The sequence below is a fragment of the Arthrobacter sp. SD76 genome (genome assembly GCF_049726125.1).
GTDB classification, from domain to species: domain Bacteria; phylum Actinomycetota; class Actinomycetes; order Actinomycetales; family Micrococcaceae; genus Arthrobacter; species Arthrobacter nitrophenolicus.
Map to the genome: position 1 here is coordinate 1122360 of NZ_JBNBLR010000001.1, position 25429 is coordinate 1147788.

A 25429-nucleotide genomic window follows, 5' to 3' on the forward strand; every position below is an offset into this window, starting at 1 on the left:
TCAGGACGCCGTGCCCGCGAGGACGCCGGGGTAGCTCAGGACGCCGGGACGGCCGGCGCCAGCCGGTGCCCCACGTGATGCTCGACGGCGGCGTGGTAGCTTTCGAGCGTGATGGCGGCGGTGCGGGACCAGCCGGAGTTCTGGGCGCGGATGGCGGCGGCCCGCCCCATGTCCTCCCGGGTGGCGGGATCGTCGTAGAGGGTCTCCAGGGCGTCGGCCCAGTCCGCGGCATGGTGCCCGTCAACGAGCAGCCCGGTGCGGCCGTGGAAGATTGCCCGGGAGAGCCCGCCCACCCGGGTGGCCACCACCGGAGTGCCGCAGGCCTGGGCTTCCAGCGCCACCAGGCCGAAGGATTCGCTGAAGGACGGCATCACCACAACGTCCGCCGCCCGGAACCATTCAGCAAGCTCCGGTGCCTTGACCGGCGGAAGCTGCGTGACGACGTCGTCCATTCCCGCTTCGGAGATCCACCGGCGCAGGTTGAACTCCTTGTTCCCGCTCAGGGAGCCCAGGATGGTGAGCCGCAGGTCGATGTCCGGGCGCCGGTGCCGCAGCAAGGCCGCGGCCTTGACCAGGACATGGGGGCCCTTCAGCCGCTGGATGCGGCCGGCGAACAGGAGGTGGAAGGTGCCGGGACCGATGCCCCGGTTGGCCCGGGACCGGGCCCGGAACGCCGGCGTGAAGGTGCCCAGATCAACGCCGGGCGGGGCGATGTCGATCCGGTCGTACGTGGCGCCGTAGTGGGACACCAGTTCCGCGGCCTCGGAACTGGTGTTGGCGATCAGCCGCGCCGCCCCGTCCACAATCCGGTGCTCGCCCAGCTCGCGCCGCCGCGGCTCGGGCTGCTCGCCGGACTCCAGCAGCAGGTTCTTCACCTTGGCCATGGTGTGCATGGTGTGGACCAGCGGAACGCCCCACAGCTCGGACAGCTCCAGGCCGGCGATCCCGGACACCCAGTAGTGGGAGTGGATGACGTCATACCGGCCGTGCGGCTGCCGGCGGCGGATCTGTTCGATCTCGGCCACCATCTGGTGCAGGAGTCCGGGAAGTTCCTCCTTGGGAATCTTCCGGGGCGGCCCGGCCAGGACGTTGTGCACGCAGACACCGGGATCGGGGTGCTCGACGGCGGGCTGGCCTGCGGAGGTGGCTCGGGTGAAGATCTCCACCTCAACGCCTGCCTCGGCGAGGGCGGACGCGAGTTCGCGGATGTAGACGTTCATGCCGCCCGCGTCACCGGACCCCGGCTGCTCCATGGGGGAGGTGTGGAGGGAGAGTAAAGCGACCCTGCGGATCAATGCCACGGGACCTCCTTCCGGCCGCCGGCTCGTACTGTGCGCGCCGGATCATTGGGCGTTCGATAAAACACTACTCCCTACCCTTAACGCCCGCCGTTGTGTGTCAGGCGGCGCCCCCGCCCCACAATTTCCGCAGCGCAGGAAAGGCGTGTTCGTACCCGGCGAGCAGATCCGAGGCCAGGTCCGGCGAATCAACCAGGGGATGACGCGCGAACGCCGCCAGGGCAGCGTCCCGGGTGCCCTCCGTTGCCGCCAGGACCGTGAGCCGTTCCACCTCCTTGACCCGGCGGAGCAGCCCCAGCTGCTCTTTCCCCGGTTCCGCCTGGGCCAGCGGCAGCGCGCCGTCGGGGGTCACCGTGCAGGGAAGTTCGACGACGGCGTCCGCCGGCAGCCCGGAAATGGCGGCACGGGCAGCGGGTGCTTCAGCCGTAGCGGCGTTGGAAGCGGCGGGCACGGAGTTGCGCGTGTTCAGGATCAGCTGGGTGTCCCCGGCGCCGGACAGGGCGCGCATTGCTGCCAGCGCAACGCGCTCATAGCCGCCGCCGGCCAGGTCATCCTCGTCCCGCTGTTCGCCATTAGCCCGGGCCTCGGCCAGGTAGCCCTCCTCGCGCGAGCGGCGCGCCTCTTCCCACAGCCGGTACGCATCAGTGCCGGCGGCAGCCAGCCGCGGATACAGCTCCTGCTGCTGCAGGTGGATGGACTCCCCGCGCGTGACGGGCATGGCCCGCATCGCCCGCCGCGCGTCGTCCAGCCGGTAATAGTAGTAGAGGTACTCGTTGGGAAGCGCGCCCAGCCCGGCCAGGAAGGGCTGCGGAAAAAGCCGGCCCTCCTCGAAGGACTGCAGCGCCCGGGGATCAGCGAGCAGGCCAGGCAGGACGTCGCGGCCGCCGGACTCCAGCCGGTACAGCCAGCCCAGGTGGTTCAGCCCGTAGTAGCCCACGCCGTCGAGCCGGCCATCCGGCAGCGCCACGCCAGCAGCCCGCGCCGCCCGCTGCACCAGCCCGCCCGCCGAATCGCAGATTCCGATGACCCTGGAACCGAGCACCGGAACCAGCGCTTCGGTGACCATGCCGGCCGGGTTGGTGAAGTTGATCAGCCAGGCCTCCGGGCTGTGTTCCCTCATCTGCCGGGCCAGCCCGAGCATGTGCGGAATGGTGCGCAGGGCGTAGGAGATGCCGCCGGCGCCCGTGGTCTCCTGGCCCAGCAGCCCGAGGTCCTGGGCCACCTTCTCATCCGCCACCCGGCCCGCGGTGCCGCCCGGCCGGACCGCCGCGAACACCATCTGCGTTCCGGCCAACGCGTCCGGCAGGCTGGTGGTGGCACGGACCGGAGGGCCTGCCCCGGTCCGGGCATGCTGCGGAGCACGGCGGTGACGGCGGCCAGGCGGGAGGGGTCGACGTCGTAGAGAACCAGTTCGCTGACCAGCCCGGCGAAACGGCCGGAAGCCAGTGCCCGGTAGATCAGCGGCACCCGGAACCCGCCGCCGCCGACAATGAGGAGCCGCATACCCAGCAGTCTAGGCCTGCGCCCTCCCGCATCACCGCAGAAAGCCGGGCATCCCCTACCGGATGTCGGCGGCAGGGCGTATCGTGCCGGGCATGGACGCCATTCCTGCCCGCCCGTTCGACCCCCTGGCTGCCGTCCGGTCGCCCGATGAGCCGGGGTTCGACGTCCTCCTGGCCGGGACCGTCTTCCAGGACATCATCTTCACCGGGCTGCCGCACGGCCCGGAACCGGGCACCGAAATCTGGAGCGACGGCATGGGCAGCTGCCCCGGGGGCGTTGCCAACCAGGCCATCGCCGCGGCCCGGCTGGGACTCCGGACAGGCCTCGCGGCGGCCTTCGGCGACGACGGGTACGGGGACTTCAACTGGAAGATCCTCTCCAGCCAGGAACACGTGGACCTCAGCCTGTCCCGGCGCGTCCCCGGCTGGCATTCGCCGGTGACGGTCTCCCTGTGCGTGGAAAAGGACCGGTCCATGGTGACGCACGGCCACGCCGCCCCGGTAACGTCCTCCGAACTGATCGGCACGCCGCCGCCGGCGCTCGCCGGCATCGCGGAGGTGGGCGTGGAGGTGGAGCCCTGGGCCAAGGCCGCGCACCAGGCGGGCGTCAAGCTCTTCGGTGACGTCGGCTGGGACCCCACTGGGGAATGGGCGCCGGTCCGGCTGGAGAACCTGCAGTATTTCCACGCGTTCCTGCCCAACCAGCGGGAGGCCATGGCTTTCACCGGCAAGGACGATCCGTGGACGGCGCTGTACGCGCTGGCGGACCGGGTCCCGGTTGCCGTGGTGACGCTCGGCCCGCAGGGTGCGATGGCGGTGGACTCGGAAACGGGGGAGGAGGAGTGGGTGCCGTCCCTCCCCGTCAAGGCCTACGATCCCACCGGCGCCGGTGACTGCTTTGACGCCGCGTTCATCGTGGGCAGCCTCGCCGGCTGGCCGCTGGGGAACCGGCTACGGTTTGCGAACCTGTGCGCCTCGCTGGCGGTGCAGGAAGTGGGCGGCTCGCTCGCCGCCCCCGGCTGGGGGGACATCGCCGACTGGTGGAAGCGTGCCAACGCGCGGCCGGAGCGGCAGATGAGCCAGTGGCTGCGCCGCTTCGGGTTCCTGGCGGAGATCGTCCAGGACGTCCCGCTCGCTGCCCAGCGCCGGGCGGCGGCCACCATCGCACACCTCTCGGACGCTTAGCGCCCGACGGCGGCGCACCGGCAGGTGCCCCGGCGCGCCAACGCGTTCCGGAAACCCTCGCGGTCCGCGTGATTATTCGGCCGGAACCGCCCGCACTAGAATCACTAAGGTGACTTACCCCGCAACAACCGGTGAATTCAGCGGTGCCCCCGGACCGGACCCGCACCACGAGCGGTCCGCCGTGATCGATCTGGACGCCATCCGGCACAACGTCCGCCGGCTCGCTGCCGCCGCCTCCCCCGCGAAGGTCATGGCAGTCGTCAAAGCCGACGCGTACGGCCACGGCGCCGTTCCCGTGGCCCGCGCAGCCATCGAAGCCGGCGCCTCCTGGCTGGGGGTGGCGCACATCTCCGAGGCCCTGGCGCTGCGGGCCGCCGGCATCGACGCCCCGCTGCTTGCCTGGCTGCACACGGTGGACAGCAACTTCGGCGCGGCGGTGGCCGCCGGCGTCGATATCGGCTGCTCCGGCTGGGAACTGGACCGCATTGTGGCGGCCGCCCGGGAGCAGGAACGCCCGGCCCGGGTGCATCTGAAAGTCGATACGGGCCTGGGCCGCAACGGCGCCACGCTCGACACCTGGGACCAGCTGGTGGGCGAGGCCATGGACTACCAGGACCAGGGCCTGCTGCGGGTGGTGGGCATCTTCTCCACCTGGCCGTGGCCGATGAACCCGACCGGCCCGAAACGGACCAGCAACTGGCAGCCTTCCGCGAGGCACTGGCCGTTGCCGAGGACGCCGGGGTGGACCCGGAGGTCCGCCACCTTGCCAACACCCCCGCCACGCTGTCCCGGCCGGACACCCACTTCGACCTGGTCCGCACCGGCCTGGGTATTTACGGGCTCTCACCCTTTGAAGGCCAGACCTCCGCGGAACTCGGGCTCCGGCCGGCCATGACATTCCGGACCCGCGTGTCCCAGTGCAAGGAGGTACCGGACGGCCAGGGCGTCTCCTACGGCCTCCGCTACCACACCACCGGCCGCAGCACCCTGGCTCTGATTCCGGTGGGCTATGCCGACGGCATTCCCCGCATCGCCACCGGCGGCCCCGTCCGCGTGGCCGGCCATACCTACCCCGTGGTGGGCAGGATCGCGATGGACCAGATGGTGATCGACCTTGGCGACACCGGTCCCGCCGGTGCCGCGCTGCTGGGCGCGGAAGCCGTCCTGTTCGGCAGCGGTGACGACGGCGGCCCCACCGCCGACGACTGGGCCCGCGCCGCCGGAACCATCAACTACGAGATCGTGACCCGGATCAGCCCCCGGGTGCCGCGGCGCTTCATCAACGAACAGGACACGTCCGGGGGCCGGCACGCGGCCGCCCTGCAGACCGGGGGAGCCGCGTGACCGCCGTCGAACAGGGCACTCTGCCCAACTGGGAGAAGACCTTCACCGCGGCGACGGCGGACCAGACCCACGAGCTAGGCGCCCGCCTTGCCGGGCTGCTGGAGGCCGGGGACCTGCTGGTGCTTTCCGGCGAGCTGGGTGCCGGCAAGACCACCTTCACGCAGGGCCTGGGAGAGGGGCTGGGCGTCCGCGCCGGCATCATCTCGCCCACGTTCGTCCTGGTCCGCATCCACCCCAACCTGCCCGAAGGCCCCCGGCCCGGCGGCCCGGACCTGGTCCACGTGGACGCCTACCGCCTCGGCTCGGCCGCGGAGATTGACGACATCGACCTGGAGAACACCATGGACTCGTCCGTGACGGTGGTGGAATGGGGGCACGACCGGGTGGAGCACCTGAGCGAAAGCCGGCTGGAAATCGACCTGCACCGCGCCATCGGGCTGGCTGCCGCGGGACCCTCCACCGCGGAGGGCCTGGACTTCGACACAGACGACACGGACGAGCCGCGCACCATCGTCATGCGCGGATACGGCCCGCGCTGGCCGGCCCCGCCCGGGCTGGGCACCGCCGAAGGGAACAATTGATGCTGATCCTTGCAATCGATACCTCCGCCGTGGCCAGCGCCGCGCTCGTCTCCGATGACGCGCTGGAGGGCGTGGTGGCCAGCTTCTCCACCGAGGACACCCGCAGCCACGCCGAGGTGCTGGCGCCGGGCATCGAGGACATGCTTGCCGCAGCCGGCGTCACGGGACAGGACATCGACGCCCTGGTAGTGGGTGTCGGGCCCGGTCCCTTCACCGGCCTCAGGTCCGGCATCGCGACGGCGCGCACACTCGCGTTCGTCTGGGCAAGCCGCTGCACGGGCTGATGAGCCTGGACGCCGTGGCCCTGGAGGTGGCGGAATCCACAGCTGCCCCGGCCGATTCCTGGTGGTGACGGACGCCCGCCGCAAGGAGGTCTACTGGGCCCGCTACACCCTGGCTGAGGGGCAGCTGCCGCGGCTCGAGGACGGCCCGCACGTGGGCATCGCCGCGGACCTGCCGGACCTGCCGGCCTTCGGCGCCGGGGCCGGACTCTACGCGGACACCCTGCAGGCGGACCCGGATTTCGTGCAGGAACAGCCGGACGCCCTGTACCTGGGCCAGTTCGCGCTGGCCCGGCTGGCCGCCGGCAACGGCCTCCTGGACTCCACGCCGCTGTACCTCCGGGAATCCGATGCCCAGGTCCCCGGACCCGAAAGAGGGCCCTGTGAGCGCAGCCTCGGATCCCCGCTTGGACGGCATCATCGTGCGTGACATGACGGTAGACGACGTGATCGCCGTCAGCGTCCTGGAACAGCGCCTCTTCCCGGTGGATGCGTGGCCGCTGCAGATGTTCTATGACGAGCTGGCCCAGCCGGAGACCCGCCGGTACTTCGTGGCCGAAAGCGAAGAGGGCATCGTGGGCTACGCCGGGCTCATGTGCATCGAGCCCATCGCGGACGTCCAGACCATCGCCGTCGTACCCGGCTACGAGGGGCGCGGCATCGGCAGCACACTGCTGACCGGCCTCATCGACGAGGCACGCCGCCGCAACGCGGCGGACGTCCTCCTGGAGGTGCGCGCGGACAATCCGCGGGCGCAGCGCCTGTACCTGCGCTTCGGATTCGAGCAGATCCACGTCCGCCCCCGCTACTACCGCGACGGCGTCGACGCCCTGATCATGCGGCTCCAGCTCATGGGCGACGAGGAAACACACGAAGGAAACCAGCCATGAACCGCACCCAGCCACTGGTCCTGGGCATCGAGTCGTCCTGCGACGAGACCGGCGTCGGCGTCGTCCGGGGCACCACCCTCCTGACCAACACCGTCTCCTCGTCCATGGACGAGCACGTCCGCTTCGGCGGCGTCATCCCCGAGATCGCCTCCCGGGCGCACCTGGACGCTTTCGTTCCGACGCTGGAACAGGCGCTGTCCGACGCCGGAGTCACCCTGCACGAGGTGGACGCCATCGCCGTCACCTCCGGGCCCGGCCTCGCCGGCGCCCTGATGGTGGGGGTCTGCGCCGCCAAGGCCCTGGCCGTGGCCACGGGCAAACCGCTGTACGCCATCAACCACCTGGTGGCGCACGTGGGTGTGGGACTGCTGGACGGCAAGGACGGCAAGGCGCCGCAGCTGCCGGAGAACCTTGGCGCGCTGCTGGTGTCCGGCGGCCACACCGAGATCCTGAAAATCAACAGCATCACCGACGACGTGGTCCTGCTGGGCTCCACCATCGATGACGCAGCGGGGGAGGCCTACGACAAGGTGGCCCGCATCCTGGGCCTGGGCTACCCCGGCGGCCCGGTCATCGACAAGGTGGCCCGCACCGGCAACCCCAAGGCGATCCGCTTCCCCCGCGGCCTCAGCCAGCCCAAGTACATGGGCACCGCGGACGAGCCGGGCCCGCACCGCTACGACTGGTCCTTCAGCGGCCTGAAAACCGCCGTGGCCCGCTGCGTCGAGCAGTTCGAGGCCCGCGGCGGGGAGATCCCGGTGGCGGACATCGCCGCAGCGTTCCAGGAAGCCGTGGTGGACATCATCTCGTCCAAGGCCGTGCTGGCCTGCCGGGAACACGGCATCAAGGACGTCCTGCTGGGCGGCGGGGTGGCGGCCAACTCACGGCTCCGGGAGCTGACCGGGCAGCGCTGTGCCTCGGCCGGCATCAGGCTCCACGTGCCGCCGCTGGATCTTTGCACGGACAACGGGGCCATGGTGGCCGCCCTTGGCGCGCAGCTAGTGATGGCGGGGATCGCCCCCAGCGGGATCGGCTTCGCCCCGGACTCGTCCCTGCCGGTGACCTCGGTGTCCCTCCCGGCCTAAAAGCATCACTTGCTCTATCAGTTGTGGTCCCTAAACCCGGGTTTTAGGGACCACAACTGATAGAGCAAGGGGTTTTGCCTGGGGCATCGGGTCAGGCGGTGGGGCCGTTCCGCATCTGCTTGACCAGGTCCAGGACAACGGCCTGGAGATCCCCGCCGTGTTCGGCTGCCACCCGGCGCTGGCGCTGGTAGCCGGCCCCGCGGCGGATGATCTTTTCAACGTCCGCCAGTTCATCCGAGCAGCGCAGCTTCGCTGCCACCGGTTCCAGCCGGTTCAGGGTTTCCAGCAGATGGTCGGTCACCAGCTGCTCCTTGCCGGCGGCGTCCAGGATGATGATGGCGTCCATGCCGTAGCGGGCGGCCCGCCACTTGTTCTCCTGGACATGCCACGGCGGCATGGTGGGAATGCTGCCGCCGTTGTCCAGAATGGTGGAAACTCGTCCACCAGGCACTGGGTGAGCGCGGCGATGGCGCCCACTTCCTCCAGGGTTGCCAGGCCGTCGCAGATGCGCATTTCGATGGTGCCCAGGTTCGGCACGGGCCGGATATCCCAGCGGATCTCGGAGAGGGTGTCGATCACGCCCGTGGTGAACATGTCCTGGACGTACGACTCGTATTCCTCCCAGGACGGGAACTGGAACGGCAGGCCCGCCGTGGGCAGCTGCTGGAACATCAGGGCACGCTGGGACGCATACCCGGTGTCCTCGCCGCCCCAGAACGGGCTGGACGCGGACAGTGCCTGGAAGTGCGGGAAGTAGTTGACCAGCCCGTCCAGCACCGGCAGGACTTTGCTCCGCCGGTCCAGCCCCACGTGCACATGCACGCCGTAAATCACCATTTGCCGGCCCCACCACTGGGTGCGGTCGATCAGCTTGGCGTAGCGGGCCTTGTCGGTCACCGGCTGCAGCTGCGGCGGGCTGAACGGGTGGCTGCCGGCGCAGAACAGTTCCACGCCCATGGGTCGGTGATCTCCCGGACGGCGGCAAGGGACCGGCTCAGGTCCTCTTTCGCCTCGGCGGCCGTCTCGCAGATTCCGGTGACGAGTTCCACCGTGTTCAGCAGCAGTTCCTGCTTGATGTGCGGGTGCTCGTCGTCCTCGTTCAGTTCCGGATGGCGGTCCACCACACCGCGCAGCACCTCATTGGCGACGGATGCGAGCTCACCGGTTTTGCCGTCCACCAGCGCGAGTTCCCATTCGACACCGAGGGTTGACTGCCTCGATGAAGCGAAGTCAATCTTCACGCGTGTCCTTACTGTCCGGTGCGGGCGGGCGCCGCTCACGGCAGGCGAACGGGTGTTTCAAGTCTATAGCTCAGGGGTAGCCTAGTAATGATGTCCCCGTTTCAACGCCTGCGTGACAGTCCACACAAAATCCTCCCACTCTTAGCCGCAGTTTCTGTCGTAGCACTGGCCTCCTGCACCGCCGCACCCGGCCCTGTACCGTCGTCGGCACCTTCCACCTCGGCACCGTCCGCCACCGTGTCACCGTCGGCGCCAGCGGGTCCGACGACGGCGCCCGCCACGGCGTCCCCCGCACCCGACCCCGGTTCCCGGCCCCTGGGCTGGGGCCCGGAACAGCGCGACCAGGACGCCGCCGCCGCGGCTGTGGCGGGCATGACGCCTGAGGAAAAGGCCGGCCAGGTACTGATGCCGTTCTTCCAGGGCACCAATGCGGAGGCGCATGCCGGCACCATTGAGCGGCTGCACCTGGGCGGATCCATCATCATGGGTGACAACGTTCCCCGCGACCCGCAGGGGAAGGTGGACCTGGCCCGCATGGGCGCCATCAACCAGCGGCTGGCCCAGGCCACAGCGGCCGACGGCGACCCCTGGCCCGGGATGATCGGGGTAGACCAGGAAGGTGGCCTGGTGGCGCGGCTCGGCCCTCCCTTGACCGAGTGGCCCGCACCCATGAGCTACGGTGCCGCGGGCAGCGAAGGGCTGACCCGCGAGGCTGGGCAGGGACTGGCCGGGGAACTGGCGGGGCTGGGCTTCAACGTTGACTTCGCGCCGGACACGGATGTGACCATGGGGCCGACGGACCCCACCATCGGGGCGAGGTCCATGTCCGCGGACCCGGCGGCCGCCGCCGTGCACGGGACGGCGTTCTCGCAGGGCATGCTCGCCGCCGGAGTCCTGCCCGCGGTGAAGCACTTCCCCGGGCACGGATCCGTGACCGCGGACTCGCACCTGAGCCTGCCGGTCCAGCCCGCCGGCCTGGAGGAGCTCCGCGCGCGGGACTGGAAGCCCTTCCAGGCTGCCATCGCCGCCGGAACCCCGATGGTGATGACCGGGCACATTGCCGTGCCGGCGCTGGAACCGGGCGTCCCGGCGTCGCTCTCTGCCCCACCTACGCAGCCCTGCGGGGGCTGGGCTTCGAGGGTGTGGCGGTGACGGACGCGCTGAACATGGGTGCGGTGACCAAACAGTATCCCGGCGGCAAAGCCGCCGTGATGGCGCTGGCCGCCGGCGCCGACCTGCTGCTGATGCCCGCCGACGTCGGACAGGCCCACGCCGCCATCGTCGAGGCCGTGAAGTCCGGGTCCCTTCCCGCGGAGCGGCTGGATGAGGCCGCCCGGCGCGTGGCCACCATGATGACCTGGCAGGGCCGGCGGGGTTCACCCGCAGCCGCGCCGGCGGGCAGCGCTGCACCGGTTTCGGCCCGGGTCTCGGCCTCGGCCGTAACAGTGGTGTCCGGTCCGTGCGGCGGGCCGCTTGTTCCGGGGGCTGTCCGGGTGGCCGGCGGAGGACCGGGGACAAGGAACGGTTCGAGGCCGCCGCCGCCCGGGCAGGACTCAGCGTGGGAACCGGGCCGCTGGTCAACCTCATCGGGTACGGCGGGAAGCCCGCCGGCGGAGACATCGAGGTGGCGCTGGACGCCCCGTGGACGCTGCAGGCCTCCCCGGCGCCGGTCCGGCTGGCGCTCTACGGCCGCAGTGACGCCGCCTTCGACGCCCTCGCCGCCGTGCTGGCAGGAAGGCGCCGGCACCCGGAAAGCTGCCCGCCGCCGTCGGGAATGTCCCTGCCGGAACCGGCTGCCCCGCCTGAGCGCGTTTAATAGTCAGGTGCCCATTCTGAATAAAGACATGACTCTCTGCATCTCGCTCTCGGCCCGTCCCAGCAACAACGGGACCAGGTTCCACAACCACCTGTATGACCAGCTCGAGCTCAATTGGATCTACAAGGCGTTCGCCCCCACCAACCTGGAGCAGGCCATCGCCGGGTCCGCGGGCTGGGCATCCGCGGCTGCGCCATCTCCATGCCGTACAAGGAGGACGTCATCGCCCTTGTTGACGAGATGGACCCCTCCGCGAAGGCCATCGATTCGGTGAACACCATCGTGAACACGGACGGCCACCTCAAGGCCTACAACACCGACTACACCGCCATCGAGCAGCTGCTCGCCAGCAATTCCGTGCCCACAAAGTACTCCGTCCTGGTTCAGGGCGCCGGCGGCATGGCCAAGGCCACCGTGGCGGCACTCCGGGACGCCGGCTTCAAGGACGTCACGGTGATCGCGCGGAACGAGGCCACCGGGCGCGCGCTCGCCGGCCAGTACGGCTTCCAATGGCGGGCAGCGCTCGACGGCGGCACGGCGGACCTGATCATCAACGTCACCCCCCTTGGCATGGCCGGCGGGGCGGACGCCGAAACGCTGGCGTTCCCCGCCGAAGCCATCGACAGCGCCAGGATCGTCTTCGACGTGGTGGCGCTGCCCGCCGAAACCCCGCTGATCCGGGCGGCCCGCGCCGCAGGCAAGCCGGTGATCACCGGGGCGGAGGTGGCCACCATCCAGGCGCTGGAACAGTTCGTGCTCTATACGGGCGTGCGGCCCACCCCGGAACAAGTGCGGGCCGCCGAGGAGTTCATGCGGGCCCAGTAGCCCGCAGTGCTTGATAGCCGGCCGGCTCAGGTGCCGGTTGCCACCGGCTCCACCACGATGGCCACCCGGTCCTCCCCGATGCGGGTCAGGACCAGGGTGGCTGTTTTTCCGGCGCCCTTCTTACCGGCATTCCTGCCGCCGGGCAGCAGCTGCTTCCGCAGTTCCTCCGGGGTGACGGCAGTGCCGCGCTTCTTGATGTCCAGCACCGTGATGCCTTCCTGCTTGACCCAGGCCTTGAGCGCCTTGACGTTGTAGGGCATGACATCCAGCACTTTGTAGGCACGCGCGAACGGGGTGTCCGCCAGTGCGGGGGCGCAGATGTACGCGATGTGCTCGTCCACCAGGTGGCCGCCGAGCTCCTGCGCGACGTCGGCCACGAGGCCCGCCCGGATCACGGCGCCGTCCGGTTCGTAAAGGTAGCCCGCCACGGGACCCACCGGTGCCGCCGGTCCGGCACCGAAATCCGCGGCGCTGGCCAGCTCGGCTGCTCCGTTTGGCCCCAGCACCAGTGCTGAGCGGCGGACGTCGGCGCGGCGCACGGCATTGAACCACAGCGCCACCTCGGTGACGTCCCCGTTCACGGACACCCACTGGGCTTCGCAGCCCTGCGGCACGGATTCATGCGGCATGCCCGGGCCCATCTTCACGCCCACGGCCATGCCCGACTCCGCAAGGGACTCCACGAAGGACAGCGGCGGCGAAAAGGCCTCGGGGTCCCAGATGCGCGTGGTGCCGGAGGTGGAGGTGACCCGGCGGGCGGGGTCCAGCCACACGCCGTCGATCCCGTCCAGCGGGACGGCGGTGGCGTCCGCGTGGACCACGGTGGCGTTCGGGAAGGGGATGAGGTTTACGGTGGCGCAGGCGGCAGTTGTCTCGTCCTGTTCCACCGCGGTGACCGTGAGGTCAAGCGACGCCAGTGCAAGGGAATCAGCGCCGAGCCCGCAGCCCAGGTCTGCCACGTGGCTGACGCCCGCTTCGGCGAACCGCTGCGCGTGGCGGGCTGCAACGTTCAGGCGGGTGGCCTGCTCCAGCCCGGCCTGGGTGAACAGCATCTGGCTGGCAAACTCGCCGAACTTGGCCTCGGCCCTGGTGCGGAGCCGCGACTGGGTTAGGACGGCGGACACCAGCTCGGGGGAGTGCCCCGCCTTGCGCAGCGCGGAATTCAGCTCGAACGACGCGTCCTCCCGGTATGGACCCAGTGAGGCCAGCAGGTCCCAGCCTTCCGGGGTGAGCAGCGGCGCGATCTGGTCCTGGGGAGCGTTGGGCATGCGTTCCAGCCTAGTGGAGGAGCGTCCTGCGGGATGCCGATAGGGTTGAAAGCATGGAAGACAGCGCAGGCCCCCAGCAGTCCGGAGAACAGCAGCCCACGGACCGGGGTCCTGCAGGTACGCCCGCCCGGCGCTGATCGCGGCGTCGGTGGTGGCCGTTGTTTGCCTGGCGCTGCTGGTGATCATCTTTTTCCTGGACTCGTTCAACGCCACCGTCTACTCGGTAGGCGGCAACAACATCGAGGACGATACCCAGGAGGCCCGAGATATCCGCGGGCTGTATACCGGGGCACGGACCGGAAGCATCGTGTTCCTGGTCGCCTCGCTGTTGGCCGCGGCCGGCGCTGCCGCGGTGCTGTACCGGGGCAGGAATCAGGGGACGCGGGATTCCGACGGCGGCGAGGAAGTGGATTTCGAGGACCTGGGCCGCTGAGGCTGCTGCCCGGCGCTGGTGAGCAGTACGCCTGATATCACCAGGATGCCGCCCGTTACCTGCGCGAGGGTGATGGGCTGGCCCAGCAGCACCGTGATGACCGCGGTGAAGACGGCGATCAGGTTCAGGTAGTTGCCCGCGTTCGCGGCGGTGGTCCGTTTCAGGGCCAGGTTCCACAGCAGGTAGGAGCCCAGCGACGGGAACACCGCGATGAACGCCAGCGACCAGCTTTCCGCGGGAGTGGACGGCAGCCCCGCGCCTGCCACCGCGGCCACGGGGGCGAGGACCACGGCGGCCAGTGCAACCTGCACCGCGGTGGACGTGATGGCCGGCAGGGACAGCCTGCGGGCGATGATCGTGTAGAAGCCCCAGACCGTGATGGCAGCCAGGATCAGCAGTTCCCCGGTGTTGATGGAGAAGGTCAGCAACCGCTGCAGGTCACCGCCGGTGAGCACCAGGACGACCCCCGCCAGGCCCAGGCCGATGCCCAGCCAGCTCACCGGGCGGGGCCGGTCGCGAAGGAAGACGACAGCCAGCACCATGATCAGTGCCGGGTTGGCGGCGGTGACCAGGGACGCGTTCAGGGCCGAGGTGTGCTGCAGCGCGCTGTACAGCAGCAGGGTGTAGCCGCTCATCCCCAGCACGCTCAGCAGCAGCAGGACCGGCCAGCGGCGCAGCACCCCTTTCCAGTCCGGCCTGTCCACGAAGTGCGCCAGGAGGAGCAGCGGTGCGGCGGCCAGGACCCAGCGCCAGAACGTCAGCTGGAGCGGGTCCATCGTCTTCATGGCCGACTGCCCCACGACGAAGTTTCCGGCCCAGAACAGGTTCGCAAGGATCAGGTACACGGCGGCTCGCACCGCTTCAATGTACAGGGCGGATGTGTCCGCTGAAGACGAAACGCTGGCACTCGCCTTGACCGAGTGCTAACCCGGACATAGAGTCTTCATTAGCACTCTCCCTAGGAGGGTGCTAATACATGAAGAGCTGCCAGCCAGGCTGCTGCCGGCACCGCGACGACGGTTGCCAGCCAGGGCGGAAAGCTTTCCAAGTCCACGAATTTGCTGACGAAAAGGAGAGGTCCGAGTGTCGGTCTCGATTAAGCCTCTTGAGGATCGTATTGTTGTCCGCCCGCTCGAAGCCGAGCAGACCACGGCTTCCGGCCTGGTGATCCCGGACTCCGCACAGGAGAAGCCGCAGGAAGGCGAAGTTGTTGCAGTAGGCCCCGGCCGCTTCGAAGACGGCAACCGCGTACCGGTCGACGTAGCCGTGGGCGACGTCGTGATCTACTCCAAGTACGGTGGAACCGAAGTCAAGACCGGCGGCACCGAGTACCTCGTGCTGTCCGCCCGCGACGTCCTGGCGATCGTCGTAAAGTAACTTCCCGGATCCCCGTGCCGCTGGTCATGCCTTCTGCTGGCCAGCTGCGCGGGGTTCTGTCTTGAAAGGACAAAACCATGGCAAAGCAGCTTGCGTTTAACGACGCTGCCCGCCGGTCTCTTGAAGCCGGCATCGATAAGCTCGCCAACACCGTCAAGGTAACGCTCGGCCCCCGCGGCCGCAACGTTGTCCTGGACAAGAAGTGGGGAGCGCCCACCATCACGAACGACGGCGTCACCATCGCCCGCGAAGTGGAACTGGACGACCCGTACGAGAACCTTGGTGCCCAGCTGGCCAAGGAAGTCGCCACCAAGACCAACGACGTTGCCGGCGACGGCACCACCACCGCAACGGTCCTGGCCCAGGCACTGGTCAAGGAAGGCCTGCGCAACGTAGCTGCCGGCGCTGCTCCCGGCCAGATCAAGCGCGGCATCGAGGTTTCGGTTGAAGCCGTCGCCGCCCGCCTGCTGGAGAACGCTCGCCCCGTCGAGGGCACCCAGGTCGCCAGCGTCGCCGCCATCTCGGCACAGAGCGAAGAAATCGGCGAGCTCCTGGCTGAGGCCTTCGGCAAGGTGGGCAAGGATGGTGTGATCACCATCGAGGAATCCTCCACCACGCAGACCGAACTGGTCCTGACCGAGGGCATGCAGTTCGACAAGGGTTACCTGTCCCCGTACTTCATCACGGACGCGGACCGCCAGGAAGCCGTCCTCGAGGACGCCCTCATCCTGATTAACCAGGGCAAGATCTCCTCGCTGCAGGACTTCCTGCCGCTGCTGGAGAAGGCGCTGCAGGCTTCCAAGCCGCTGTTCATCATCGCCGAGGACGTCGACGGCGAGGCCCTGTCCACGCTGATCGTCAACCGCATCCGCGGCACCCTGAACGTCGTTGCCGTCAAGGCTCCGGGCTTCGGTGACCGCCGCAAGGCCATGCTGCAGGACATCGCCACCCTCACCGGTGCACAGGTTGTCTCCCCGGAGCTGGGCCTGAGCCTGGACACGGTTGGCCTGGAGGTGCTGGGTACTGCCCGTCGCATCACGGTCACCAAGGACAACACCACCATCGTGGACGGCGCAGGTTCAGCCGAGGACGTGTCCGCACGCGTTGCGCAGCTGCGTGCCGAGCTGGCCCGCACCGACTCCGACTGGGACCGTGAAAAGCTCCAGGAGCGCCTGGCCAAGCTGGCCGGCGGCATCGGCGTCATCAAGGTGGGTGCTGCCACCGAGGTTGAGCTGAAGGAAAAGAAGCACCGCATCGAAGATGCCGTGTCCTCCACCCGCGCTGCCCTCGAAGAAGGCATCGTGGCCGGTGGCGGTTCCGCCCTGATCCACGCCCTCAAGGCACTGGATGAGGACCCCGCCGTGAAGGCGCTGGAAGGCGACGCCGCCGCTGCTGTGGGCATCGTCCGCCGCGCACTGGTGCAGCCGCTGCGCTGGATCGCCCAGAACGCCGGCTTCGACGGCTACGTCATCACCTCCAAGGTCGCCGAGCTCGAAACCAACAGCGGCTTCAACGCCAAGTCGGGCGAGTACGAGGACCTGATCGCTGCCGGAGTCATCGACCCCGTCAAGGTCACCCGCGCCGCCCTGCGCAACGCAGCCTCCATCGCTGCCCTGGTCCTCACCACCGAGACCCTGGTTGTGGAGAAGGCCGCTGAGGAAGACGAGCACGCAGGTCACAGCCACTAAATCCCCACCGGCTCCCAAATCCCGCTTCGCTCGACTTGGGTCCCTCGCCCGTGTGGGCCCTTGGCCCGCGCACACAAAAACCGGCCCGGCATCTGCTGGGCCGGTTTTTGTCGCCTATTTCCGTACCGCGTAGCGCACGTGCGTGGCGAATGGCGAGCTGACGGTCTGCAGGATCTCAAGATTGACGTCCCGGTCGAAGCCGTCGAACAGCCGCTTTCCCGCGCCGAGGAGCACCGGGGCGGTGGAGAGCACCAGCTCATCCACCCGGCCGGCTGCCAGAGCCTGCCGGATCACGTCAGCGCCGCCGCCAACAGAGACGTCCTTGCCTCCGGACGCAGCGGCCGCCCGCTCCAGTGCCTCGTCCAGCCCCGCAACGAACGTGAACCCGGACTCCGGTGGAGGTTGGTCCGCCAGGCGGTGCGTGAGCACGACGAGCGGCCCCGGGAAGGGGTTGGTCCCGCCCAGGCGCCTGCGGCGTCGTTCATGCCCCTGCCAACGATTCCCGCTCCGGTGCCTGCCACGAGTTCGTCGTAGAACTCCTTGTCCGGCCCGTGCATGGCAAACTCGTGCCCGCCGTCGTAGGTCCAGGGGCCGCCCATCACCCAGTAGTGCAGGCGTTCGCCGCCCCTGCCCAGGCCGTAGCGCGGCCCGTCGTCAGGACCGGTGATGAAGCCGTCCACTGAGGTGGTGATGGATGCGATAACCCTTCCCATCAGGTTCCCGGCATGTCCTGGGTCTCGACTCCGCCCGCACGCTCGTAGACCAGCGACACCGCCCCTTTCGGAAAGGAGCGTGCCGGTTCGGCGAGGCGGAAGGTGGCGGGAATGGTCCCGGCGTCGAAGAGCCGCTTGCCCTGCCCGAGGGTGAGCGGATAGAGCCAGATGCGGAGTCGGTCCAGCACGTCCGCCTGCAGCAGGGAACGGATGAGGACGCCGCTGCCGAACATGTGCACTTCCCCGTACTCCTCGCGGAGCCTGCCCGCTGCCTCGGCGTCCGGCAGTACGGTGGTGCCGGCCCAGCCGGGGTCGGTCAGCGATCCGGAGACCACGAATTTGGGCACCCGGTTCAGCGCGCCGCCGATGTCGCCTGACTGGTGCGGCCAGTACGCGGCAAAGATGTCGTAGGTCTTCCGGCCAAGCAGGAGGGCGTCCATGCGGCCGATCCCGGCCTCGATGTCCGCTTCAGACTCGTCATCGGACACCGGCAACTGCCAGCCGCCGAAGGCGAAACCGGCCTCGGTGTCCTCCTCGCGGCCGCCGGGAGCCTGGTAGACGCCGTCGAGGGTCATGAACAGGTTTGCGACGATGATGCCCACCCGCCCATTGTGGAACTCCGCCCGGACCCTGTCCAGAGCCGGGACTGCACCCTGTCCGGAACCGGGACGGCGCCTCGGCGGACAGCCGCCGGACGCCCTGCCTGCCCATGGCAGACTGGTGCCATGCTGCTCGACGAGCTCGTGAAAACCACTGATGCTGTCGCATCCACACGCTCCCGGCTCGCCAAGGTCGAGGCACTCGCCGGCCTGCTGCGCCGGCTTGAACCCGGGGAGATTGCCACTGCAGTCGGCCTGCTCATCGCAAAACCGCGGCAGGGACGGGTGGGAGTGGGCTGGAGCGGGATGCGGTCGGCCATGGGGGACCCGGCCGACGAACCCACCCTGACGGTCGCCGACGTCGACGCCGCCCTGGACCGCCTCCTCGGCACGGCCGGCACCGGGTCCGCAGCGGAGCGTGCCGCCACCCTCCGCACACTTCTGTCCACCGCCACCGAACGGGAGCAGGCGTTCATCGCCGGAGTCCTCCTGGGTGAGTTGCGCACCGGCGCCCTGGAAGGCGTCCTGACTGACGCCGTCGCCCGCGCCGGCGGGCGGCCGGTGGAGTCCGTCCGGCGGGCGGCGATGCTCTCCGGCGACCTCGGCGGCACCGCCCTGGTGGCGATCACCGGGACGGAGGAAGAGTTGGACGCGGTGGGCCTCGTCGTCGGCCGCCCCGTGCAGCCCATGCTCGCGGCAACGGCGTCCAGTGTTAGTGCGGCGCTGGAGACCACGGGGGAGGCCTCAGTGGAATACAAGCTCGACGGCGCCCGCATCCAGGTGCACCGCTCCGGCGAGCAGGTGCGCATCTACACGCGGACGCTGGCCGAGGTGACACACCGGCTCCCCGAGGTGGTGGATCTGGTGCGCACCCTCCCGGTACGCGACGTGATCCTCGACGGCGAGACCCTCGCCCTGGGCGAGGACGGCGCCCCGCGGCCGTTCCAGGAGACCATGTCACGGTTCGGGGCCGACCAGGCGCGCTCCACGCTGCTGCATCCGTGGTTCTTTGACGTGCTGCACCTTGACGGCCGCGACCTGCTGGATGAGCCGCTGGCCACGCGCCTCGGCGTGCTCGAACGCATCGCGCCCGACCACCGAATCCCCGGCGAGATCACCGCGGATCCGGCGGTTGCCGAGAACGTCTCGCGGCAGGCGCTCGCCGCCGGGCATGAGGGTGTGGTGGTGAAGGCGGTGGGCTCGCTCTACGCTGCCGGCCGGCGCGGGTCCAACTGGATCAAGGTCAAGCCGGTGCTGACGTACGACCTGGTGGTGCTCGCGTGCGAATGGGGGTCCGGGCGGCGGACGGGGATGTTGTCGAACCTGCACCTCGGAGCCCGGGACCCGGCCGGCGAGTTCGGCGAACCCGGCAACTACGTGATGGTCGGGAAGACTTTCAAGGGCCTCACGGACGAACTTCTGCGCTGGCAGACGGAGCGGTTCCAGGAGATCGAAGTGCGGCGGACGGCAAACACGGTCTGGGTGGAGCCTGTCACGGTCGTGGAAATTGCGATCGACGGCGTGCAGCAGTCTTCGCGCTATCCCGGCGGCATCGCCCTCCGGTTCGCCCGCGTCAAGCGCTACCGGGACGACAAAACGCCCGCCGAAGCCGACACCATCCAGACGCTGCGCGCCCTGCTGCGTTCCTGACGAAGGCCGCTTGTGCCCGTGCCCCGGCGGGCGTACGGTGACGCTTAGGGACCGCCACTGCAGAAGCACGACGACGGCGGGCCGGCTGGGCGGGGTATCCGAAAGGAGGCCAGGTGTCCACTGAAGCAGGTATTGACCAGGGCCGGGCTGCCTTCCGCGAGCACCGCTGGACAGATGCCTTTGAGAACTTCCTCGATGCCGACCGGCGGGGCGGACTTCCGGCCGCGGACCTGGAAAGGCTTGCCACCGCGGAGATCCTCACGGGCAACACCACCGCAGGCCTTGAGACGCTCACCAGGGCGCACGAGGAGTTCCTGGAAGTTGGAGACGTGGCCGGCGCAGCCCGCTGCGCCGGCTGGATGGGCATCCAGCTGAGCAACCTCGGTGAGATGGCGCGTGCGGGCGGCTGGCTGGCGCGCGGGCAGCGGCTGGCGACGGAGCTTGACGAACTCCATGCGGTACAAGGGCTCCTGCTCATGCCCCAGGGGCTGGGAAAGCTCTATGGCGGTGACCCCGCGGGAGCCCTGGAGGTATTTACCCGGGCCGCCGAGATTGCCCGCCTGGCGCAGGACAGGGACGTGGCAGCCCTGGCACTCCTTGGCACCGGGCAAGCCAACCTCATGCTCGGCCGGCCAAACGAGGGCCTGAAGATCCTCGACGAGGTCATGGTGGCTGTCACCTCGGGCGAGCTGTCGCCGATACCCTCCGGCATCGGCTACTGCGCCGTCATCGGCAACTGCCATCTGGCCTATGACCTGGCGAGGGCCATGGAATGGACTATCGCGCTGGACCGCTGGTGCCAGGCCAGGCCCGACATGGTGGCGTTCAGCGGGCAGTGCCAGTCCCACCGGGCAGAGCTCTTCCGGCTGCACGGCGCCTGGGCGGAGGCTCTGAAAGCGGCCGCCGCTGCCCAGGACAGGTCAACCAGGGGTGATCCCCAGGCGCTGTTCGGCGGCTGGTACGAGCAGGGCGAAGTGCACCGTCAGGCGGGCAACATCGCCGCCGCGGAGGAGTCCTACCGGAAAGCGGCAGAAAGCGGCTATGAACCCCAGCCCGGTCTGGCGCTGCTGACACTGGCACGCGGAGACGCTGTCCAGGCGCAGTCGATGATCCGCAGGGCAGCAGGTGTTGCCGACACTGCCACCCGGCGGCACCTGCTGCCTGCCCTGGTGGAAATCGAGCTGGCCGCCGGGGACCTGGCAGCGGCACGCGGGGGAGCCGATGAGTTGGACGCCTTCGCCGGTGAATGCCCCATGCCCATGGTCACAGCCGTGGCCCGCCAGGCAAGGGGGACCGTCAATCTGGCAGAGGGCGAAGCGGCGGCGGCGTCACGGTTGCTGCGGCAGGCCTGGCGCCTCTGGTTCGAACTCGGGGTGCCGCACGAGGCCGCGCGCTGCCGGGTGCTGATCGCGTGCGCCTGCCGCGAACTGGGGGATGAGTCGTCCGCCGCGATGGACTTGGAGGCCGCCCACGCCGAATTCCTTGAACTTGGCGCAGCCCCCGCAGCGGCCTGGGCAGCGTCCTTAATGCAGCACCCGGCCAGTACTCAGGAGGGTCCCCTGACGGCGCGGGAGCGCGAGGTGCTCCGGCTCGTGGCGTCCGGAAAGGGAAACCGTGCCATTGCCGCCGAGCTGTACCTGAGCGAGAAGACGGTAGCCCGGCACCTGAGCAATATCTTCCTCAAGCTCGGCGTGACCTCCAGGGCGGCGGCCACCAGCTACGCCTACGAACACGGCCTGGCGGGATAAGCCCGCACCCCGGTATGGGCAAAAAGACCCATGCCGGCGGGCGTGAAGGTTGCATGATTTGGCCGACGCGCAGCCCCCGGGCGCGCCAATAGCCTCAGGACATGAACCTTCCCATGCTTGCCGGCACCCTCTCCACGGTGCTGTTTGCCGTTGGCATGCTGCCAATGCTGGTCAAGGCTGCCCGCACCCGGGACCTGGCGTCCTGACAGCCCGGGCAACCTGGTGCTGAGCAACGTGGCGAATGCCGTCCATTCCGTCTACGTCTTCAACCTTCCCGCCGGTCCCATCTGGGTACTCCACCTGGCCTACGTCCTCGCGTCAGCGCTGATGCTCGTCTGGTGGATCCGCTACGGCCACGGCGGTCCGGTGACAGGACAGGCGCACATGGGCGGAGCTGGGGGAGGTTCAGTCCAGGAAACCGCAACCAAGCAGGGAGTGAAACAGCCATGAACAACGAAGACAGCAGCACGAACGGGACCGGCACAGTGCTGGACACGCTGGTGATCGGGGGAGGGCAGGCAGGCCTCGCGATGGGCTATTTCTTGAAAGCGCAGAAGCGGAAGTTCCTGATTCTGGATGCAAGCCAGAGGACCGGCGAGGCCTGGCGGCAACGATGGGACTCACTCCGGGTGTTCACCCCTGCCAAATATGACGGGCTGCCCGGCGCACCGTTCCCGGCGGACCGGCTGTCCTTCCCCACCAAAGACGAACTGGCGGACTACCTCGAATGGTATGCCGCGGAATTTGAACTGCCCGTGAACCACGGCGTCCGCGTGGAGCGCCTCTGGCGGGAAGCGGACCGCTACGTCGCCACCGCCAACGGCCACCGATGGGAAGCACGCAACGTGGTGGTGGCCACAGGCTCCACGCAGACACCCGAGGTGCCGGCCTTCGCAGCGGGACTGGCACCTTCCGTGAAGCAACTGCATTCCAGCCAGTACCGGAACCCGCAACAGCTCCAGGCGGGACCGGTCCTGGTTGTGGGGCTGGGGAACTCGGGGGCGGAGATCGGCCTCGAAGTTTCCAGGACCCGGCCGTCCCTGGTGGCGGGCAAGCCGACAGGCGAGATGCCGGTGAAGCATGGCAAAACCGCGGCACGCTACGCTTTCCCGATTGTGCGCTTCCTTGGCCTGCACGTACTCACGCTTGGCACACCGATAGGCCGCAAAGTGGCGCCGGCGCTTAAGGCGCACGCCGAACCTCTGATCCGGACGAAGACGAAGGACCTCGCCGCAGCCGGCGTGCGCGTCGTGCCGAGGGTCGCCGGAGTGGTTGACGGGATGCCTGTACTGGCGGACGGAACGCGCCTTGAGGTCTCGAGCGTGATCTGGTGCACCGGTTTCCGGGAGGATTTCAGCTGGATCGATCCGGCCCTGCTCGACGGCGGTGCTATGCCCAGGCAGTGGCGCGGTGTGGCTTTGGATTGCCGCGGGCTGTTCTTCCTGGGGCAACGGTTCCTGTACGCGGAAGCTTCGGACACCCTTCCGGGCCTCAGCCGCGACGCGCGCTACCTGGCCGCCAAAATTCCGGCTCCCGCCGTTCTCGGATCCGCTGTGGCTGCGGCCTGAACTGACCCAACGCTTCGCCGAGAGGGCCGTGATGCCTGTTACCTTTCCCGGAAAATCCCCCGCGCCTCGGTAGAATTGATGCTTTGTCCGCCGCCGGAAGGTCTTTTTGTGTCGATAGCGAGAACTGCGGCTGCCTCCGGCCCGGAGCCGAAAGCAGCCGCCAGGAGCCGGAAACCGACGTTCCGTCCCGAAGTCCAGGGCCTGCGCGCACTGGCCGTCCTGATGGTGGTGGCCTACCACGTGTGGCTTGGCCGGGTGTCCGGCGGCGTGGACATCTTCCTGCTGATCTCCGCGTTCCTGCTGACGCTCTCCTTCGTACGGAAGGCCGAATCGGGCAGGCCCTTCGGGCTGTTGGGGCACTGGCTGCACCTGTTCAAGCGGCTGCTGCCTGCCGCCGTCGTGGTCATCCTCGGCGTCCTGGCCGGCACCTGGCTCATCCTCCCGCAGGGCCGGTGGCCACAGGTGCTGGACCAGGCGTGGGCATCACTGCTCTACAGCCAGAACTGGCTGCTCGCCGACACCGCCGTGGACTACTACGCGCAGGACCACGCTGGCGCCAGCCCCCTCCAGCACTTCTGGTCCCTGTCCATCCAGGGGCAGGTCTTCATCCTGTGGCCCCTCATCTTTGCCGGAAGCGCGGCACTGCTGGCGCTGCTGCACCGCATCACCGCGCTCCATGGATTGACCTACCGCGGACTGCTTGCCCTGGTGTTCGGTGCGGTGTTCGCCATCTCGCTGGCGTTCTCGGTGGAACAGACCGCCACCAACCAGGCGTACGCCTACTTCGACACCAGGGCCCGGCTCTGGGAATTCGCCCTGGGGTCCCTGCTCGCCCTTGCCCTGCCCTACCTCAAACCCCGCCGGGCCCTGCGCCTGGTGCTGGGCTGGGCAGGCCTGGCGGGCATGGTTTCCGTAGGCCTGCTGCTGACGGTGGACCGGTCCTTTCCCGGCTTCGTCGCCCTGTGGCCCACGCTTTCCGCCGCAGCCATCATCGTGGCCGGGCAGACCGGGAGCCGGTTCGGGGTGGACCGTTTCCTGAGCAGCAAGCCCGCCGTGGCCCTGGGTGACAATTCCTACGCCCTCTACCTGTGGCACTGGCCCGTGCTGGTGCTGGCGCTCGCCGCCACCGGCGTGGAGGAGCCCAACCTTGTCCAGGGCCTTGCCATTGTGGGCGCCTCGATCGTGCTCGCCGTCCTCACCACCCGCTTCGTGGAAAAACCGCTGCGCGACTGGCACTGGCCGAAGCTGCGGGCCTGGCGCACCGCCGTCGTGATTGCCGCCTGCGGTGCGGTGCTTGCCGGTCCGGTGGCCATCTGGCAGACCACGCTCACAGCCGAGGAAGCCGCGACGGCGGCGCAGCCGCGGGAACTTACACCCGGGGCCGCGGCGCTCAGCCCGGAAAATGCCGGGGTGCCGGCACCCGAGGCCAAATTCATTCCCGGCCCTTCCGCCCTGGACCAGGACTGGGCTGGCATCCACGCCCCCTGCACCGGAGCAAACGCCACGGAGGACCCCATCCTGGAAGGGTGCCGGCAGGCCGTTCCCGCCGAGGGTGCCAGCAAGCGGATCGTGGTGCTGGGCGACTCGCACTCCCAGCAGTACCTCGGGGCGCTGGCACCGATCGCCGAGGCGAGAGGCTGGGAACTGGTCACCCTGCTGATGCCGGCCTGCCGGTTCGGCGCCGCGTCGGACACCCGCAACGCGGAATGCAATGCGTACAACAGCGCAGCCTCCGCCTACGTCCTGGAGCACCGCCCGGACGCCGTCTTCACTGTCGCATCACTGACGCACGAGGAGGCCCCCTTCGAGACCGAAGTGCCGGGCTACCTGGACGGCGTGCGCCCGTTTACCGAGGCCGGCATCGAAGTGGTGGGCATCCGGGACAACCCGCGCTTCACGTTCAACATGCCCGAGTGCGTGCAGCGGCACGGCGCCGAGGCCCCGGAATGCAACCCGTCGCTCAGCGAATCACTCGTTGATCCCTCACCCCTGGAGGGTTACCGGGGCAAGCTGGACGGGCTGCACCTGATGGACATGAGCGATTTCATCTGTGCCCGCGGGGTCTGCCCCGCCGTGGTGGGCAACGTCTACGTGTACAAGGACGACAACCACCTGACCAGGACCTATGTGGGGAGCATGATCCCCATGTTCGAACAACGGCTGCTGGCCGCCACCGGCTGGCGCTGACTCGGGCCGGGGGCAGTTCGTGCAGTTGCTCACATTGCACGCGTGGAATAGGGGGATCGGCGCAGAGGTTCTAATATTTACTCAATACTTCCTGCCCCCGGAACGCCGCATGCGGCGGTCCTGATCCCCTGCACAGGCCAGACCCGTAAT

Annotated in this window: 19 protein-coding genes and 7 pseudogenes; 18 read left to right on the forward strand and 8 right to left on the reverse strand. The window is 69.0% G+C overall.

Annotation, left to right across the window (positions count from 1 at the left end; translation table 11 throughout):
* Positions 1–35 precede the first annotated feature (35 nt).
* Entirely contained in the window at positions 36–1301 is a 1266-nt protein-coding gene (gene mshA, locus ACPEE0_RS05590) for a D-inositol-3-phosphate glycosyltransferase (RefSeq protein WP_424574118.1), read from the reverse strand.
* A 97-nt stretch (positions 1302–1398) separates the two neighbouring features.
* Positions 1399–2801 (reverse strand): annotated as a pseudogene (locus ACPEE0_RS05595) (6-phospho-beta-glucosidase).
* A gap of 92 nt (positions 2802–2893) precedes the next feature.
* On the opposite strand from ACPEE0_RS05595, the gene ACPEE0_RS05600 reads away from it, so the two are divergent.
* The 6 genes and pseudogenes from ACPEE0_RS05600 to tsaD all read left to right on the forward strand — a co-directional run bounded on the left by ACPEE0_RS05600 (position 2894) and on the right by tsaD (position 8166).
* Positions 2894–3985, forward strand: coding sequence for a carbohydrate kinase family protein (locus ACPEE0_RS05600; RefSeq protein ID WP_035752135.1), 1092 nt, complete (start codon positions 2894–2896; stop codon positions 3983–3985).
* Positions 3986–4094: 109 nt separating this feature from the next.
* Positions 4095–5329 (forward strand): annotated as a pseudogene (gene alr, locus ACPEE0_RS05605) (alanine racemase).
* A complete protein-coding gene (gene tsaE / locus ACPEE0_RS05610) occupies positions 5326–5910 on the forward strand; it encodes a tRNA (adenosine(37)-N6)-threonylcarbamoyltransferase complex ATPase subunit type 1 TsaE (protein WP_424574119.1) in 585 nt (194 codons plus the stop codon). Before alr ends, tsaE begins: the two are co-directional and overlap by 4 nt.
* Positions 5910–6621, forward strand: a pseudogene (tsaB, locus tag ACPEE0_RS05615) (tRNA (adenosine(37)-N6)-threonylcarbamoyltransferase complex dimerization subunit type 1 TsaB). The gene tsaE and the pseudogene tsaB overlap by 1 nt, the downstream one beginning before the upstream one ends.
* A 1-nt stretch (position 6622) precedes the next feature.
* Positions 6623–7081, forward strand: a complete 459-nt coding sequence (rimI, locus tag ACPEE0_RS05620) for a ribosomal protein S18-alanine N-acetyltransferase (RefSeq protein WP_052014048.1) — start codon at positions 6623–6625, stop codon at positions 7079–7081.
* The gene (tsaD, locus tag ACPEE0_RS05625) at positions 7078–8166 is read left to right on the forward strand and encodes a tRNA (adenosine(37)-N6)-threonylcarbamoyltransferase complex transferase subunit TsaD (protein ID WP_407709763.1); all 1089 of its coding nucleotides are present in this window, start codon (positions 7078–7080) and stop codon (positions 8164–8166) included. Before rimI ends, tsaD begins: the two co-directional genes overlap by 4 nt.
* A 91-nt stretch (positions 8167–8257) precedes the next feature.
* On the opposite strand, the pseudogene ACPEE0_RS05630 reads toward tsaD, so the two are convergent.
* Positions 8258–9407, reverse strand: a pseudogene (locus ACPEE0_RS05630) (glutamate--cysteine ligase).
* Positions 9408–9644: 237 nt separating this feature from the next.
* Here ACPEE0_RS05630 and ACPEE0_RS05635 point away from each other — a divergent pair.
* The 4 genes and pseudogenes from ACPEE0_RS05635 (at position 9645) to ACPEE0_RS05650 (ending at position 12048) form a co-directional block, all read left to right on the forward strand.
* Positions 9645–10559 carry a glycoside hydrolase family 3 N-terminal domain-containing protein gene (locus tag ACPEE0_RS05635; RefSeq protein ID WP_424574120.1) on the forward strand — a complete coding sequence of 305 codons (915 nt, stop codon included), beginning with the start codon at positions 9645–9647 and terminating at the stop codon, positions 10557–10559.
* A 14-nt stretch (positions 10560–10573) separates the two neighbouring features.
* Positions 10574–10696: pseudogene (locus ACPEE0_RS05640) on the forward strand (hypothetical protein); the annotation flags it as partial.
* Between the two features lie 269 nt (positions 10697–10965).
* Positions 10966–11223, forward strand: coding sequence for a hypothetical protein (locus tag ACPEE0_RS05645; RefSeq protein ID WP_424575329.1), 258 nt, complete (start codon positions 10966–10968; stop codon positions 11221–11223).
* A gap of 28 nt (positions 11224–11251) precedes the next feature.
* Positions 11252–12048, forward strand: a pseudogene (locus ACPEE0_RS05650) (shikimate 5-dehydrogenase).
* 26 nt (positions 12049–12074) lie between these two features.
* On the opposite strand, the gene ACPEE0_RS05655 reads toward ACPEE0_RS05650, so the two are convergent.
* A complete protein-coding gene (locus ACPEE0_RS05655; RefSeq protein ID WP_354175223.1) occupies positions 12075–13316 on the reverse strand; it encodes a class I SAM-dependent methyltransferase in 1242 nt (413 codons plus the stop codon).
* 148 nt (positions 13317–13464) lie between these two features.
* On the opposite strand from ACPEE0_RS05655, the gene ACPEE0_RS05660 reads away from it, so the two are divergent.
* Positions 13465–13749, forward strand: a complete 285-nt coding sequence (locus ACPEE0_RS05660) for a hypothetical protein (RefSeq protein WP_424574121.1) — start codon at positions 13465–13467, stop codon at positions 13747–13749.
* Here ACPEE0_RS05660 and ACPEE0_RS05665 read toward each other — a convergent pair.
* On the reverse strand, positions 13689–14606 hold the full coding sequence (locus ACPEE0_RS05665) for a DMT family transporter (protein ID WP_035752113.1): 918 nt from the start codon (positions 14604–14606) through the stop codon (positions 13689–13691). The genes ACPEE0_RS05660 and ACPEE0_RS05665 overlap by 61 nt on opposite strands.
* A gap of 226 nt (positions 14607–14832) precedes the next feature.
* Here ACPEE0_RS05665 and groES point away from each other — a divergent pair, with 226 nt between their 5' ends.
* Together groES and groL are read left to right on the forward strand one after the other, a co-directional pair.
* On the forward strand, positions 14833–15126 hold the full coding sequence (gene groES / locus ACPEE0_RS05670; RefSeq protein WP_003805290.1) for a co-chaperone GroES: 294 nt from the start codon (positions 14833–14835) through the stop codon (positions 15124–15126).
* Between the two features lie 77 nt (positions 15127–15203).
* Positions 15204–16814 carry a chaperonin GroEL gene (gene groL / locus ACPEE0_RS05675; RefSeq protein ID WP_424574122.1) on the forward strand — a complete coding sequence of 537 codons (1611 nt, stop codon included), beginning with the start codon at positions 15204–15206 and terminating at the stop codon, positions 16812–16814.
* A gap of 114 nt (positions 16815–16928) precedes the next feature.
* On the opposite strand, the gene ACPEE0_RS05680 is transcribed toward groL, so the two are convergent.
* From ACPEE0_RS05680 to ACPEE0_RS05690, 3 genes are read right to left on the reverse strand one after another with little or no spacing between them, the layout of a single operon-like run.
* A complete protein-coding gene (locus tag ACPEE0_RS05680; protein ID WP_424575245.1) occupies positions 16929–17180 on the reverse strand; it encodes a dihydrofolate reductase family protein in 252 nt (83 codons plus the stop codon).
* On the reverse strand, positions 17105–17527 hold the full coding sequence (locus ACPEE0_RS05685) for a hypothetical protein (protein ID WP_424575330.1): 423 nt from the start codon (positions 17525–17527) through the stop codon (positions 17105–17107). Before ACPEE0_RS05685 ends, ACPEE0_RS05680 begins: the two co-directional genes overlap by 76 nt.
* Complete coding sequence (locus ACPEE0_RS05690; protein ID WP_424574123.1) at positions 17527–18129, reverse strand: dihydrofolate reductase family protein; 603 nt, start codon at positions 18127–18129, stop codon at positions 17527–17529. Before ACPEE0_RS05690 ends, ACPEE0_RS05685 begins: the two co-directional genes overlap by 1 nt.
* A gap of 123 nt (positions 18130–18252) precedes the next feature.
* Here ACPEE0_RS05690 and ACPEE0_RS05695 point away from each other — a divergent pair, with 123 nt between their 5' ends.
* The 5 genes and pseudogenes from ACPEE0_RS05695 to ACPEE0_RS05715 all read left to right on the forward strand — a co-directional run bounded on the left by ACPEE0_RS05695 (position 18253) and on the right by ACPEE0_RS05715 (position 25279).
* Positions 18253–19776 carry an ATP-dependent DNA ligase gene (locus ACPEE0_RS05695; protein WP_424574124.1) on the forward strand — a complete coding sequence of 508 codons (1524 nt, stop codon included), beginning with the start codon at positions 18253–18255 and terminating at the stop codon, positions 19774–19776.
* 113 nt (positions 19777–19889) lie between these two features.
* Positions 19890–21524, forward strand: coding sequence for a LuxR C-terminal-related transcriptional regulator (locus tag ACPEE0_RS05700; RefSeq protein ID WP_424574125.1), 1635 nt, complete (start codon positions 19890–19892; stop codon positions 21522–21524).
* A 101-nt stretch (positions 21525–21625) separates the two neighbouring features.
* Positions 21626–21974, forward strand: a pseudogene (locus tag ACPEE0_RS05705) (hypothetical protein).
* Positions 21971–23092, forward strand: a complete 1122-nt coding sequence (locus ACPEE0_RS05710; protein ID WP_424574126.1) for a flavin-containing monooxygenase — start codon at positions 21971–21973, stop codon at positions 23090–23092. Before ACPEE0_RS05705 ends, ACPEE0_RS05710 begins: the two are co-directional and overlap by 4 nt.
* A 78-nt stretch (positions 23093–23170) precedes the next feature.
* Positions 23171–25279: an acyltransferase family protein gene (locus tag ACPEE0_RS05715; RefSeq protein ID WP_424574127.1), complete on the forward strand. Its 2109-nt coding sequence runs from the start codon at positions 23171–23173 to the stop codon at positions 25277–25279.
* Positions 25280–25429: the final 150 nt, after the last annotated feature.

Excerpts from the sequence above, each read along its gene's own strand:
- rimI (WP_052014048.1), top strand. The coding sequence starts at position 6,623 with ATGACGGTAGACGACGTGATCGCCGTCAGCGTCCTGGAACAGCGCCTC.
- groL (WP_424574122.1), top strand. The coding sequence starts at position 15,204 with ATGGCAAAGCAGCTTGCGTTTAACGACGCTGCCCGCCGGTCTCTTGAA.
- ACPEE0_RS05655 (WP_354175223.1), bottom strand. The coding sequence starts at position 13,316 with ATGCCCAACGCTCCCCAGGACCAGATCGCGCCGCTGCTCACCCCGGAA.
- ACPEE0_RS05715 (WP_424574127.1), top strand. The coding sequence starts at position 23,171 with ATGCTTTGTCCGCCGCCGGAAGGTCTTTTTGTGTCGATAGCGAGAACT.
- ACPEE0_RS05600 (WP_035752135.1), top strand. The coding sequence starts at position 2,894 with ATGGACGCCATTCCTGCCCGCCCGTTCGACCCCCTGGCTGCCGTCCGG.
- ACPEE0_RS05695 (WP_424574124.1), top strand. The coding sequence starts at position 18,253 with ATGCTGCTCGACGAGCTCGTGAAAACCACTGATGCTGTCGCATCCACA.
- ACPEE0_RS05685 (WP_424575330.1), bottom strand. The coding sequence starts at position 17,527 with ATGGGAAGGGTTATCGCATCCATCACCACCTCAGTGGACGGCTTCATC.
- tsaD (WP_407709763.1), top strand. The coding sequence starts at position 7,078 with ATGAACCGCACCCAGCCACTGGTCCTGGGCATCGAGTCGTCCTGCGAC.
- ACPEE0_RS05710 (WP_424574126.1), top strand. The coding sequence starts at position 21,971 with ATGAACAACGAAGACAGCAGCACGAACGGGACCGGCACAGTGCTGGAC.